Source organism: Parachlamydia sp. AcF125 (genome assembly GCF_018342475.1).
Taxonomy (GTDB): Bacteria; Chlamydiota; Chlamydiia; order Chlamydiales; family Parachlamydiaceae; genus Parachlamydia.
Genome location: NZ_JAEMUD010000001.1, coordinates 666,021 through 679,305, shown reverse-complemented (window position 1 = coordinate 679,305; position 13,285 = coordinate 666,021). Strand labels below are relative to the sequence as shown.

General features: G+C 41.6%; 11 protein-coding genes. 6 read left to right on the top strand and 5 right to left on the bottom strand.

Annotated features, from left to right (window positions below; translation table 11 throughout):
- Nucleotides 1-54: 54 nt before the first annotated feature.
- Nucleotides 55-1,344 carry a hypothetical protein gene (locus PARA125_RS02780; RefSeq protein WP_213157190.1) on the top strand — a complete coding sequence of 430 codons (1,290 nt, stop codon included), beginning with the start codon at nucleotides 55-57 and terminating at the stop codon, nucleotides 1,342-1,344.
- 22 nt (nucleotides 1,345-1,366) lie between these two features.
- Here PARA125_RS02780 and PARA125_RS02775 read toward each other — a convergent pair whose 3' ends face one another.
- From PARA125_RS02775 to PARA125_RS02760, 4 genes are all read right to left on the bottom strand, one after another.
- Nucleotides 1,367-3,145, bottom strand: coding sequence for a hypothetical protein (locus PARA125_RS02775; protein ID WP_213157189.1), 1,779 nt, complete (start codon nucleotides 3,143-3,145; stop codon nucleotides 1,367-1,369).
- A 418-nt stretch (nucleotides 3,146-3,563) separates the two neighbouring features.
- Complete coding sequence (gene gcvH / locus PARA125_RS02770) at nucleotides 3,564-3,926, bottom strand: glycine cleavage system protein GcvH (protein ID WP_213157188.1); 363 nt, start codon at nucleotides 3,924-3,926, stop codon at nucleotides 3,564-3,566.
- A gap of 33 nt (nucleotides 3,927-3,959) precedes the next feature.
- The gene (locus tag PARA125_RS02765; protein ID WP_213157187.1) at nucleotides 3,960-4,625 is read right to left on the bottom strand and encodes a DOMON domain-containing protein; all 666 of its coding nucleotides are present in this window, start codon (nucleotides 4,623-4,625) and stop codon (nucleotides 3,960-3,962) included.
- 9 nt (nucleotides 4,626-4,634) lie between these two features.
- Complete coding sequence (locus PARA125_RS02760; protein WP_213157186.1) at nucleotides 4,635-7,058, bottom strand: SurA N-terminal domain-containing protein; 2,424 nt, start codon at nucleotides 7,056-7,058, stop codon at nucleotides 4,635-4,637.
- A gap of 205 nt (nucleotides 7,059-7,263) precedes the next feature.
- On the opposite strand from PARA125_RS02760, the gene PARA125_RS02755 reads away from it, so the two are divergent.
- The 5 genes from PARA125_RS02755 (at nucleotide 7,264) to PARA125_RS02735 (ending at nucleotide 12,212) form a co-directional block, all read left to right on the top strand.
- Nucleotides 7,264-8,298, top strand: coding sequence for a polysaccharide biosynthesis/export family protein (locus PARA125_RS02755; protein ID WP_213157185.1), 1,035 nt, complete (start codon nucleotides 7,264-7,266; stop codon nucleotides 8,296-8,298).
- 78 nt (nucleotides 8,299-8,376) lie between these two features.
- Nucleotides 8,377-9,072, top strand: coding sequence for a 4-hydroxy-tetrahydrodipicolinate reductase (locus PARA125_RS02750; protein ID WP_213157184.1), 696 nt, complete (start codon nucleotides 8,377-8,379; stop codon nucleotides 9,070-9,072).
- Nucleotides 9,063-9,956: a 4-hydroxy-tetrahydrodipicolinate synthase gene (gene dapA / locus PARA125_RS02745; RefSeq protein ID WP_213157183.1), complete on the top strand. Its 894-nt coding sequence runs from the start codon at nucleotides 9,063-9,065 to the stop codon at nucleotides 9,954-9,956. Before PARA125_RS02750 ends, dapA begins: the two co-directional genes overlap by 10 nt.
- Nucleotides 9,957-9,963: 7 nt before the next feature.
- Nucleotides 9,964-11,037, top strand: coding sequence for an aspartate-semialdehyde dehydrogenase (gene asd, locus PARA125_RS02740; protein ID WP_213157182.1), 1,074 nt, complete (start codon nucleotides 9,964-9,966; stop codon nucleotides 11,035-11,037).
- The gene (locus PARA125_RS02735) at nucleotides 11,034-12,212 is read left to right on the top strand and encodes an LL-diaminopimelate aminotransferase (protein ID WP_213157181.1); all 1,179 of its coding nucleotides are present in this window, start codon (nucleotides 11,034-11,036) and stop codon (nucleotides 12,210-12,212) included. Before asd ends, PARA125_RS02735 begins: the two co-directional genes overlap by 4 nt.
- A gap of 186 nt (nucleotides 12,213-12,398) precedes the next feature.
- On the opposite strand, the gene PARA125_RS02730 is transcribed toward PARA125_RS02735, so the two are convergent.
- On the bottom strand, nucleotides 12,399-13,145 hold the full coding sequence (locus PARA125_RS02730) for a hypothetical protein (protein ID WP_213157180.1): 747 nt from the start codon (nucleotides 13,143-13,145) through the stop codon (nucleotides 12,399-12,401).
- Nucleotides 13,146-13,285 lie beyond the last annotated feature (140 nt).

Genomic DNA, 13,285 nt, shown 5'->3' with positions numbered 1-13,285 from the left:
GCGAATCTTTTAGAATAAATCCTTTAACTGTTTTTCAACATCAAGGGATCCTTTATGATCGCAAATCTTACCCAACAAGAATATCTCACTTATTTCGATGCTATCCAGGAAGTGGCAAAAATTTCTCACTACGGAATCTCGAATGTTACGATAGAAGAAGAGAAAGTCTTTGTCTCCCTCCCCAAATATTCATGGATACACGCCCGCCTTGCTGAGATCAGTCGTTTAATTTCCAGTATCCTTTCCAAAAAAAAGCGACAAGAGCGGCAGCAAGCCACCGACCAAAAGCTTAAGTTAGTGGCCCAATCGATTCAAGTTATCAATAAGGCAAACACACGTTTGCGTAAAATCGTGAGAGAAAACGATAAAGTAGAAGCAATCACTTCCCCCAATTACTACACTTTGCGAGCAGCTGCGCTTTTTAAAAATTACTTTCAAATCTTTCAGAAATGGAATCAATGCTCCGAAGAGCCCAAGAAAAGAACTTGGGCCCGGCTAAAGTTTGCCTTGAGAAAATTCAACGGCTATCTAATTCCCTCTCAAAAAGATCTGAAAATAACTAATCAAGCAAATGGCGAATTATCTAAAATTTCCCCGTCCAGCTTATATCAAAGCTCAACCCAGCCCTTTATTAAAGTGTGCCGATCAGTGTTAAGGTATACAAAAAAGCTTGATTCTTTCCGCTTGCAGCTCATGGGAGGTTTTACACATAAAGCCGGAAGTGAGGCTTCAGAAATTCGCAAAAAAGAAAAATCAAGCCTAGATGCTAACGAAGATAAAGCTTTTGAACATGTCAATTTAACTGCCGCAGATCCTATGGCTTTAGAAGCGTACTGGGAAGCCATGCGAGCGACAGTACGTCCGGGAGTTCACCAGCAACTTGAGCTGAGTGATGAAGGAAGAATCCTTCATTTTAAAACCCAGGTAGGGGAATCATTGGAAGTATTTTTTAAAGAAACAAGAGACCCAGCTTTTCCAAACACAACTTCTCTATTTCAATTATTTCATTCTGCCAAGCACCATTTTTGCCACAGTGAATCTTCCAAAAAGCAAGCGATCCATAGCTTAATTTCTAACTGTCTTAAACCTTACAGCCAGCAGATAGTCGAAGAGGCTTATAGTGAGGTCCCGCTCGACCTTTGGTTAGAAGAATCGATTAAATTATTTCCAGAGAAAGAAAATTGGATTAAGGCCCTCTTTTTTGAAGAGGTCATCTATACCATTTATAGAAGTGATCATACGCGAAAGGAGCAATTAGAGGAATTTTCTCAAAATTTAATTTGCGACCTTTTGCCAGAAACATATGTCACGGAAAAACTCGCTAAAAGACCCAAGGCATCCTAAACAGGATGCCTGGAGAGAATGGTTAAGCTTCTGGAAAAGCATCTTTCTTCACCATCTTTTTTGAAGGAGAGCGTGTGGGCCGTACAGGCCTGTCTTTAGTCAAATGTACCAGCTTGTTCGGACTGTTAATGCGACTTAAAACAGGAGAATCCCCAGGATTGGATTCAGAGGATTTTGAGCCATAAGCGAACAAGATATCATCCGTTTTAACAGGACTATTTAACTGAGCTATTGGGTTACCTTCAGGCCACAACACGCCCTTTCGCAGCTTGGAACTCCCGTTTTCTTTTAGAGGGGTCTCCCATGTAAGAGGTAGGTCATAGAGAGAAGGATTAGGGGTAGAACAAGCTGGACGTTCAGGAGTCATGCAAATGTTGGGTTTGGGACTCAAAAATTTTTCTAGGTCGGCTTTAATGCGATCTCGTGCACCTTTTTGCAGGGTAGTGCCCTGAATAGGAGCTGGGCTTGAAGCCTTGAGCGCTTCCTGGGTCTTATTTGCTTTAACATCTTCCTCTTTCAGAGCCTTCATTTGACCTTTCTGGTTCCAAACTTGCGCCGCTTTCATGGCCGCAAAATCAGTTTTTCCATTTGTAGCAGGCTTAGCATTTTCTGAAGAAGAGATCGCTAAATCAATAAAATCGGAGCTTGCTAACGACCGCATTTGCCCCTCTTCCCCCTTTCTTTCTGCCTCTTGAGCCAAGGGAGAGCTTTGAGGCGAGGTCGAACCCGAAGAATGGGAGCCTTTATCCATCTTCACCGGATCAGCTTCCCTCTTTAAGGCCTTATCTCTATTAAACACTATTTCTTCCGGTAAAGAAGATTCAGCATGATCATGATCTTCTGGATATTCCCCTATCTTCACAAACTCTGAACTTAGCGAGGGATTCATATGTCCCGCTTTCACCGAAATCACTCCATTTGCAGTAGGCTGCATGGTTGGAAAAATCACACGATCGATAGCTCCCGATCTCATAAGCACTTGTCCATTTTCTGGCTTGTCAGTATTTGTCCAAATCTCCGAGGTGGGTGCTTCTTTGCCATTTGTCTTTACTACTGGGGGTGTGATTTCCTCAGATGCTTTCAGGGGGATTTTGGGTGGTAAAGCTTCATCTGGACCAACAGAAATGGGTATTTGTTGAAGATTTTCTTCCCTTTTTGCCGCTTGGCTTACAGACTTTGGTGGTTGAGGCTTGGTCTCTAGAAGGGGAGTGTGGGCTCCATTCAATTTTGCAATTTTCTGTCGCACAGTTAGCCCCTCTGATGAAGCCTCCTCACCTGAACTCTTTAATGGAATTGAATCTTTGGCCTCAACAAGGTTTCTAAGAGTGAGAGATTTGTTTGAATCTTTTTTTACCAAAAAGTTTTGCAAATCTTTATTCGTAGGGGTTGCAAAGCTTGGAGAAGGTTTATGAGGAAAATTTGGTGCTGGAGCGCTAGCCTGCGCAAGAGAAGGAGAAGCTAGATGAGATGCTTGGCCTTTTAGCTGATTGGAAGTTTTCTTGATAGCCGGAAGCGCCGGGGAGGGAGGAGGCGTGGGTATAACAAATACAGCGCGTTTCTTGAAAGGTTTTTTTACCGTTCGAATAAGTGCAGACATAAACTTTTCAAAAAATTTGACAATTTTGCGCACGATACGGGTGAAGAAACATTTAATGCTTGTTACTTTTCTGGGTTTGTTTGCTGCTTGAAGAGCCGTCTGAGATACAAACGAATTAATGAAAAAAGTTGAAAAAGAAGCTTCGTTACTTTTTATGTTAGCAGACTTAGGAAATTTATTTATTAATGAAAACTCGACATTCATCGCCAATTCCTTTGATTGTAAGCCACGTTTAAAATATAAAAAAACGATCAGCACCGCTTAAAGAAAGAATAGGGTCACACTAACTAAATCCTAAAAACATTACAAGTAGGAAAAAATCATTTACTTTTTGATTAATTGTAAAATTGCATAAGACTGAGTATGTGATGCTTAAGAAATGAGAAGACTTAAAAAAAAGCTTCTCACTGCTCTAACTTTCCAGATCTTAAAACAAAGCTATTTTTAAGGAACCGCCCTTCTGATTTGACTTTTTGGGCGGACCCTTTTGCATACAAAGCGTGATTTAGGCCTGTATTATTTACGGGAATCGCAATCCCACCGAATAAGATGTACTGTGCTTAGTTCTTTTAAATGAGCTAGATTTTAAGGCGCTGGAGGAAATAAAATTTACCTGTAGCTGCTAGCCTAATGATTTCTGATATTCTTCCCAAGTCATAAGTGACGCAACTTCTTCTAAATTGTCAAGCTGTACTTTAAAGAGCCACCCCTCTTTTTCGGGCGAGTCATTGATTTTTTGTACTTCAGTAGAAAGCTGATCGTTTACCTCTAAAATTGTTCCGGAAACAGGAGAATAGACATCTGAAGCGGCCTTGGTAGATTCAAGTACAGCCGCCTCACCACCTTTAAAAACTTTTTTGCCTACATAGGGGAGCTCTACATACACAATGTCTCCCAATTCCTGCTTTGCATAAGCTGTCACTCCAATAGTCCCGATGGGGCCTTCCAGTTCTATCCACTCGTGCGATTCTGTATATCTTTTCATGGCTTCTCCTTTATTAACCTCAAAGCATGATGGCTATTTAGAGCTGTTTTTGGCATGGATTAACTTTAAACTCCCCCACAGAGCTGGTTGTTGATCGATTTGGTATTCATTGGAGAGCACAGAAAAATGCTGAGATGGCCTTTTTGGACGGTTAATTCGATAGGTAAAGCCCAGCCGATCAAACTGTTCTGGATCATATCCATGTAAACACTGCCGGGGAATAAAAATATAGAACGTATGATCCTTAGAAGTAAAATCTACTTTCATTTGCAGTTCGCTAGGATCGCATAATTCATGGGAATCCTCAGTGCGGAAACGGGTAATTTCTCCACAAGAAACTCCTTCTACGCTTTTGGCTAAAAAGAAAAAATGGTGGCAAAAACGGGTATTAAAACCCGCATTTTTCATGTCTCGCGTGTCTAGAAAAAGCTCGATACTATCCCCATTCTGAATATTGGGATAATGAGCTTCCACGAAAGGAGCCTGAAGTTGAACAGTACAAGCAATTCCTTCAGCATGCCACCCTAAAGCAACCTTGGCAAATGGTTCTTCGCTGGATAAACCTGAATTATCGGGCAGAAAAAACTTCTCGTGAATAGGCTTGGAGAGAAAGGGGTGCTTTCTCTCCATTTCACATGGATAGCAATCTGCTTGAATCTGAAAAAAATTAAGGGGGCTTACAGGAACAAAGTTATCCATTTTCCCTCCCTATTTAGATTCCTCTGCTACACCTGCTTCATAAGAACGGGTGAGATAAGCCAGCGAAATCGCTTGTTTATCTGAGATTTCTTTCAACACTTTCCTCATTAAGACTTGCTGAGCGTCATCTGACAATAGGCGATGAGCCACACTCATTTGCCTTTCAAATTCATGGCTGTCTTCACGAACGCCTTTAGTTTGAATGGTAAAGAAATGGATATCCCCATTGGGAAGAGGCGTAACGGGTGACCAGTCACCTTCACTCATTTTAAGAGCCTTCTCTTTTGCTATCCCAGTCGCCTCATGATCCCGGTCAATTTTATAAGCCTCTTTTACAAGCTTCCATTGACTTTTAAGGTCGTCAGCATCAGTTTTTGAAGAGGCCTCATTCACCCATTCTGTAACCTGTTCAGGAGTTTTTTGAATGGCTTGCCTAGCTTCTCGCATGTAAGCATAAAAACGCAGCGGTGCACTCAATTCAGGTGTCAAAGTTTGAATCAATTGACTGCTGTCTTTCGGTTTATTTTTTTGGTAATCTACATTAATAGCAGATAACAAAGGCTGGAAGTAAGTTTCTGCGACTTTAGCTTGTACCGTCGCAAAATCTTTCCACGTTTTGTCTTCATGCTGGAATTCTTCTTCTCTTTCTTCCCGTATTTTGGTGTAATAATTTTCCAAAGTTCGAGTTAAAAGCTCATCCAAAATTCCCTGTTGGTCAGCTTCTTGGAAGGTCATGATCGTTTCAGCAGGAGCTTTTTGCAACACTTCAATCCTGTAATAGTGAGTTCCATTCGCGGTAAAATGTTTTAATTTTTCTTCTGCTTCTCCCTCTTCAGGAGAGCTAGCGGCCTGTCCTTTTAAAGGAGCTTTATCTAATAAATTCATGAGCTCTTGAGAATCTTTAAGACCTTTAATAAGCGTAAATCCCCCTTTTTTAAGAAGCCCTACAGTCACTACTTTCGATTTTACTTCCTGTAATGCCTTTGATAGCTTAGCAGGATTCTCTTCTATCATTTGCGACCGTGCAAAAGCATCTATCCTAGCTCGAATTTTTTGATCTAAATTTTCCAGCACAGCAAAGCGCGTTTCTTTCGTATCAGCTTTCGGCGAAGCTAACTCTGGAAAGTGGACGGTAAGCTTATCCCAGTTTGCCTCTTGTACTTCCCAATTCCATGTTTCTTTGATTCCAAACAGAGATTGCAAAGACTTTTTATCTACTTCTGCTATTTCGACCGTATATTTTTTTTGCACTAATTCCGGTGCCAACTTTACAACCTGCTCTACACTACGCAATTGGGTAGGCAAATGCAGTAAATTTTTTGTTGCTACTCTCCTTTTCGCAATCGCCTCGAGGTAAACTTCAAATTTTTGCAGGGAACGCCAATCAGCAAATCTTAAAGAGGGGGGCAAATGATAAACATCCCCTGTCACCGATTCATTTCCAAATTGATGGATTTGCCCGATGGTTAAAGGGTCTATAAAAACAGAACTGCCCACGTCGTGAAAAAGGCGTCTAAAAAGTAAAACCTGCCTCCAGATTTGCACAGCTTTTGTTTGTTCCATTCCCATTCGGCGCAACTGTTCATGGAAATATTCGCGACTGCTCGCTAAGCCCAAATAGGGACTTGATTGATTTTCTTGAAAACTTTTTTCTGAGTGCTGAACTAAATCTGCAAGAGCCTCTTCTTTTGTCACCACATACCCTTTTTGCTCGGCAATCGTCGCTGCATTTACAATAAATTGAGCAACCAAATGGACAAAACGGGACCCAAACCAATCTTCAATTGTGTGATAACCAAACAGAGAGAGGTCCATGCGCTCTAAATTGAGATCGGGAGAAATCCAGTCATATTGCCTTTCTTGATAGCGCAACACATTACTAAGCAAAGCCGGAGGAAGTTGACTTTGGCCTAAAAAGAGCTTTACTCGAGATGCCAAGCTTTGAGAATCTGTCGCTTTGTCAGAAAAACGCAAAATATCAAAGTTTGTTTTCATGTCTGGCGCAAGGTAATTCCAGACCGATTCGACCCCCACAAACTTTGCTTGCGGATGGGTATAAAGGGAAAAATGTTTTTCTTTTTCTAGCTTTTTTTGAAGCTCGTCTTTTAAATCCTTCTGATAATGGTGGATTAAAACTTCTGCTAATCCTGTTTGGAGAAAGTCTTTTTTAATCACCCCATCATTCAAAAAATTGGGCCCCCACATGCCTCCATAAGATAGCTTATCCTCTGAATCAGTCGCGATAAAATGCACAATATTTTGCACGTCAGTGCGGCCTACTTTTGAACCATCTACCTTATAAAAGGCTGTTTCATCAGTTCCTGGGGAGGAAATAATCTCATTATAAGTCCCAAAAAAAGAGAATGTGATCACAATCACAAAAGTGATTACGAGATAAAAATATCGCTCATAAGTTCGAAAAAAATGGAGCATAAGGTTCAAGTCCTCCCTTCAAATTGGCTTGCTCTTGGTAAAGAGGAAATCGTAACAAAATCGCTAGAATAACCACAAACTTTTTTCCATAAGAGCATTATGTTAAGTTTAGATTTTAAGAGTTTCCAAAGAAAGCTTAAAGTTTAATGCAGGAAAGTGCAGAAAATGATAGATTACCTTACAAGCCTCTTTTTATCGAGCCACTATGTGCCTATTATTACTTGTCTTGCTTTTTTTACACGCCTCTTCTTACGCTACTCCCTACAATATTTTGGATGCTGGCGAATTTGTACTAGACTCGCAAAAGATCCAAAAAGAAGGGAAATTCGCCATCGAAGAGCTGCAAGGGCATTTATTTGCCGAACTTCCAAACGATGCTTTTACACCCTATTACCCGATAATTGACGAAGAGGATATTCTGACTATCACACTTTATCACCCTTCTCGCCGCGATCTCATGGCTGCCATCCAATTGATTAACGATCGCGCAGGGGGATTTCGAGTGGTGAATGGGAAGATCTCCTTGCCAGGATTGAACGCTTTAAAAGTAAAAGGGATGACCCTTCCGGAGGCTCGTCAAAAAATAAAAGAGCAATATAGAGAACAAATCAGCGGCCTTGAAGTTTATCTCTCTTTCAAAAGTAAAGCATTCCATAAAATTATTGTCACCGGCATGGTTTCCCCTCCCCCCTCCTGTGCAGATGGGCAATTAAGATTATATGAAGTTTTGAGCAAAGCCTTTATCCCCCCTACCGCCAATCTATTTGCAAGTTATGTTTTAAGAGAGAATATGCCCCTTAGGCTAGATTTATTCCGACTTCTAAAAAAGGGGGATATGAGCCAGAACATCGTGATGAAAGGGGGAGACAAAATTTTTATTGCCAGCCCAACTGATCAGGTTGCCATGGTTTTAGGAGAGGTCCTCTCCCCTAAACGTATTCCTTTATTAGCGGGATATATTTCGCTGAAAGAAGCGCTTACCCTTGCACGCGGCATGCAATTCACAGCAAATAAAAACCATATTCAAGTGATTCGAGGAAACATCTCCTTCCCAAAAATCTACTCCTTCCCTTGGGAGGTTGTAGCCCAAGAGCCCAATCAAAATCTCCTCCTTATTCCTGGAGATGTTGTCTATATTTCCCGAAAGGCCATTACGGAATGGGCTTTATTTATGCGCGAGCTAGAGGGAACCATCCGTTTAATCCCAGCCGTAGAACTCATCCATAAAATGTCTAAATAAGGGTTTAAACCCTTGGAGTACAAGTTGAGTTTTAAGTAAAAACATGGAATGATGGAAGAAAGCAATCGGGAGCGCGTAATGAAAATTGCATTAATAGGCTATGGAAAAATGGGGCAAATGATTGAAAAGCTCGCAACCCAAAAAGAGCACCAGATCGTTTCGCGGGTTACCTCTGCCGATTGTGAAGAGTGGAAAAATATTCACAAGGCTGAGGTGTGCATTGAATTTTCAACACCTGAGTCGGTTCTAGAGAATCTAGAAAAAATTTGCAAGCACGGTCTCCCCACTGTGATAGGTACCACAGGATGGTACGACAAACTGAGCCAACTCAAAAACTTGATCGATAAGTATCAAGTGGGAGTTTTGTATAGCCCCAATTTTTCTTTAGGCATCCACCTCTTTCTGAAAATGATTCGCCATGCTGCCCAACTCATGGCCTATTTTCCCGAATACGCAGCTGCAGGCATTGAATATCATCATCACCAAAAATTAGACAGCCCTTCAGGAACCGCAAAAAAGCTTGCTCAAGTGCTTAATGAAGAACTTAAGCTTAATCCCCCTTTGTCTTTTTCAAGCGTCCGCTGCGGCACATTTCCTGGAACGCATACCGTCCTTTTTGACACGTTTGCAGATACTCTTTCATTTACTCATGAAGCTCGCAGCCGGGAAGGATTTGCTGAAGGAGCTCTTCGGGCAGCAGAATGGCTCCTGGATAAAAAAGGAATTTACACTTTTGAAGAATGCCTTAACTTAGAGAAATTTTTATGTCATTAAAAGGAACAATTACGGCTCTTATTACTCCCTTTACTGAGCAGCTGCATCTAGACGAGCAAGGGTTAAGGGAAAATATCCACTTCCAAGTTAAAGCCGGCGTAAATGGGATCCTAGTTTTAGGAACGACCGGCGAATCTCCTACCTTATCTTCTGAAGAGCAAACGCGCATCATTAAAATAGCCATTCAAGAAGTTAAAAATAAAATCCCCGTCATGGTTGGAGTGGGCTGTAATAACACCCAACACACCGTCGAAAAAGCAAAAAAAGCCCAAGATTTGGGAGCCAATGCCCTTTTAGTGGTCGCCCCCTATTATAACAAACCTTCACAAGAAGGCATTTTTAGACATTTTGAAGCCCTATCCCAGCAAGTCTCTTTGCCCATGTATGTGTACAATATTCCTGGCCGAGCTGGAGTAAATATCGAAGTAGCCACCCTGCAACGAATCGCTGCTCTTCCCCATATAGCGGGAATTAAGGACGCCGCAGGAAATTTGCTACAAACAACCGACATTATTCAACAAGCTCGTAAAACTTGCTTTAATTTTCACGTTTTATGCGGAGATGATGCTTTAACTCTACCGATGATTTCCTTAGGAGCCCAAGGGGTGATTTCGGTCGTCAGCAATCTAGTTCCTGAGCAAGTTAGCCAGATGGTCGACCAAGCTTTGACAGGACGGTTCGATTTAGCTCAAGAAAGCCATTACAAGCTTTTAGCTTTGTTTAAAGCGGCTTTTATAGAAGTAAATCCATCTCCCATCAAAACAGCCATGCAGATATGTGGATACCCTTCTGGAGGCTGCCGTCTGCCCTTATGCGATCTTTTACCAGAAAATAAAGCTAAGCTTAACCAGCTGTTGCATGAGATGGATTTAATCAAAGGCTAGGTCAATCATGGAAAAAATCCCCGTGGGAATTTTAGGCGCCACAGGTATGGTAGGGCAACATTATTTGCGCTTGCTAGAGAATCATCCCTGGTTTGAAGTGACCTTTCTTTGTGCTTCTACACATTCTGCTGGGAAAACATACCAAGCAGCAGTTGAAAAGCGATGGCATATGCCAACCCCTATTCCCAAACGTGAAAGTCAATTGTATGTGGAGCCAATCGATCAAATTTCTACCGCTTTAAACAAGTGCCGATTTGTTTTTTCTGCCGTTGATTCTGACACCGCCCAAGAGTATGAAGAGCAGTATGCCGCTGCAGGCCTTCCTGTGATTTCCAATGCGAGCTACCATCGACAAACTGCCGACGTCCCTATCTTAATCCCCGAGGTAAACGCCTCTCACCTCTCCATTCTCCCTATGCAACAAAAAAAAAGAGGATGGAAAAAGGGATTCATTGTGACAAAACCCAATTGTTCCATCCAAAGTTATATGATCCCTTTGGCAGCCTTGCATGAAACATTTCAAGTTCAAAAAATCTGGGTGACAACCATGCAAGCTGTCAGTGGCGCTGGCTACCCGGGAATCCCTTCATGGGATATCTGTGAAAATATAGTTCCCTATATCGCTGAAGAAGAGGAAAAATCGGAAAATGAGCCTCTTAAAATATTTGGAAGTATTCTTAATCACGAAATTGTCCCCACTTCTCAAATCCATATCTCTGCTCATTGCAATCGTGTACCGGTTCTAGATGGACATTTAGCCTGTGTCTCTGTAAAGTTTTCAAAAACCCCTTCGCAAGAAGAGATTCTTGCCGTTTGGAATTCCTACGCCCCTATGACGCAAACCTTGCAACTCCCCTCAGCTCCCCAAAAAACAATTCTGTATCGGAAAGAACCCAATCGCCCTCAACCACGTTTGGACCGCGATGTGGGCAAAGGAATGTCAATCACCGTAGGACGCCTTCGCCCTTGCAATTTATTGGACTTTCGTTTTGTGGCTCTTTCTCATAATACTTTAAGAGGAGCTGCAGGCGGAGGGATCTTGAATGCGGAATTACTTTTTACCCAAAGATATCTCTCATGACAAAACGCAACCCCCATTTTAGCACTTTAAAACCTACCTACCTTTTTCCCGAAATCAACCAACGCAAACAGCAATATCTGGCGCAGCACGCCCATGCCGAATTAATTAGCCTAGGGATTGGGGATACCACTGAGCCTATTCCTGCGACCATTACAGAAGGCTTGATAAAGGGAGCGACCCTCCTAGGAACTAAAGAAGGGTACACCGGATATGCGCAAGAGCAAGGTCAAAATTTACTTAGAGAACGTGTAGCTGAAAAAATCTACGGTAACCGTATTGCTGCGCACGAAGTCTTTATCTCTGATGGAGCCAAGTGCGATATTGGGCGCTTGCAAACGCTTTTTGGAGGGGATGTCTCGATTGCAGTGCAAGACCCTGCTTATCCTGTTTATGTAGAAGGAAGCATGCTTCACGGGGTTAAAAAGATTTGCTATATGCCTTGTACCCCGGAGAATCACTTTTTTCCCTCGTTGGAAACCGCACCACCTGCCAACTTGATTTATTTTTGCTCACCCAATAATCCCACCGGTGCTGTCGCTAACCATGCCCAATTAAGGAAGCTGATCCAATTTGCAAAAGCCCATCAATCAATCATCCTGTTCGATTCTGCCTATGCCCATTATATCCAAGATCCCTCTTTACCACGCTCCATTTATGAAATTGAGGGAGCTCAAGAAGTGGCCATCGAAATGGGGTCTTTTTCTAAAATTGCCGGATTTACGGGAGTTCGATTAGGCTGGACAGTGGTTCCTGAAAAACTCCTCTTTGAGGATGGAACGCCGGTGATTAAGGACTGGACACGTCTTTTTACTACGTTATTCAACGGGGCTTCCAACATTGCCCAACATGGAGGGATCGCCGCCTTGTCTGACCAAGGATTTGAGGAAATGCAACAGCTGACCCGTTTCTACCTTGAAAATGCGCGCTTGATTGTGGAAGGGCTCAAACATTCCCGCCTGGAAATTTATGGAGGAACCAATGCTCCTTATGTATGGGTCCGCTTCCCCGGTCAAAAGTCGTGGGAAGTTTTTCAAACGTTGCTAGAAAAAGCTCAAATCGTGACAACTCCGGGCTCAGGCTTTGGACCTGCAGGTGAAGGATTTGTTCGCTTAAGTGCTTTTGGGCAGCGGGAAAAGGTAGCAGAAGCCGTCCTCCGTTTGCAAAAAGTTTTATAAACTCTTCCTGGACTGTATAAGAAATCCAATTTTAAAACAAATCAACAGATCCCTTAGATCTCCGGCAAAGGTTATAGAAGAAGAGAAAAATTTAAAAGTTGGAACTTCTCAGAAAACCTCCCGCTATCTAGAAGGCCCTGCTTCTCGAAATTGCCGCCAGCCAGTCATAAATGCCATTTTATGGAATTAACTAGCGAAAAAAGCTTTTGCTTTTACCGGTTTGGTAAATTTTAACTGATCAACTTGCAGTGAAATTACATAGGGATTAATTTCCTTTAATGCTTCTTTTTCCATTTCAGGCGAAGACAATGCATAATGATCAGCAAAATTAATAGAGGACAAATTCCAGAGCAAGTGAATGTTGTCTAAGATTTTACGATTGGTTGCAGCTGCTTTAGGCATATATTCTTTTCCCCAGCCTCCAAAAGCACTCGGATGATTTTCTTCATAAAGAAGTCTCATACCTTTAATTTCTGAAAGAAACAAGGGCTTATTAGTATTTGCCAGATGTGCATTCCAAGAACCTGTTGATTGCAATGTCTCAATAAAATCGCGAACTTTTTCTCCAAATTGGCTTTGGCCTCGAGGAGTAAGTATTTTCCCCATTGCACCTTGTTTTAAACATTTTTTCATGAAAGTATCGTCTTCTCCCCTGTGGTATCTACAAGTCGCATAAATTTTTAAAATAGCTCCTAAAAAAGTAGCAGGGATAAGCAAGGTAATCATGCAAGCTGTTTTTAACCATGAATGTTCATTCACTTGATAAATAAGGTCTATTTGAACAGCTTTTTGGCCATTTTCTTGAATAAAATCTATTTTCTTTCCATTCCAAAGATATTGGGTGGGCTTTAACAAAAAATTAGCAACTTTTTCAGAAGTCGGAACATTTTTTGCTTTAATTTCTGCCAACAAAAAATCATTTATTTGATTCATAATAATGCCGCCGATTAATCATTTAAAAAGTATGGTGGTGCCAATTTATAAATTAAACCAATTTTATTCAATTAAAATAAAAAAGGTATAGCCTAAATCTAAGGCAAACAAATGAAACGGCTTACTCGTTCTTCGCTCAT

Coding starts and splice junctions, on each gene's coding strand:
- PARA125_RS02780 (WP_213157190.1), top strand. CDS start 55: ATGATCGCAAATCTTACCCAACAAGAATATCTCACTTATTTCGATGCT.
- PARA125_RS02775 (WP_213157189.1), bottom strand. CDS start 3,145: ATGAATGTCGAGTTTTCATTAATAAATAAATTTCCTAAGTCTGCTAAC.
- gcvH (WP_213157188.1), bottom strand. CDS start 3,926: ATGAAAAGATATACAGAATCGCACGAGTGGATAGAACTGGAAGGCCCC.
- PARA125_RS02765 (WP_213157187.1), bottom strand. CDS start 4,625: ATGGATAACTTTGTTCCTGTAAGCCCCCTTAATTTTTTTCAGATTCAA.
- PARA125_RS02760 (WP_213157186.1), bottom strand. CDS start 7,058: ATGCTCCATTTTTTTCGAACTTATGAGCGATATTTTTATCTCGTAATC.
- PARA125_RS02755 (WP_213157185.1), top strand. CDS start 7,264: ATGTGCCTATTATTACTTGTCTTGCTTTTTTTACACGCCTCTTCTTAC.
- PARA125_RS02750 (WP_213157184.1), top strand. CDS start 8,377: ATGAAAATTGCATTAATAGGCTATGGAAAAATGGGGCAAATGATTGAA.
- dapA (WP_213157183.1), top strand. CDS start 9,063: ATGTCATTAAAAGGAACAATTACGGCTCTTATTACTCCCTTTACTGAG.
- asd (WP_213157182.1), top strand. CDS start 9,964: ATGGAAAAAATCCCCGTGGGAATTTTAGGCGCCACAGGTATGGTAGGG.
- PARA125_RS02735 (WP_213157181.1), top strand. CDS start 11,034: ATGACAAAACGCAACCCCCATTTTAGCACTTTAAAACCTACCTACCTT.
- PARA125_RS02730 (WP_213157180.1), bottom strand. CDS start 13,145: ATGAATCAAATAAATGATTTTTTGTTGGCAGAAATTAAAGCAAAAAAT.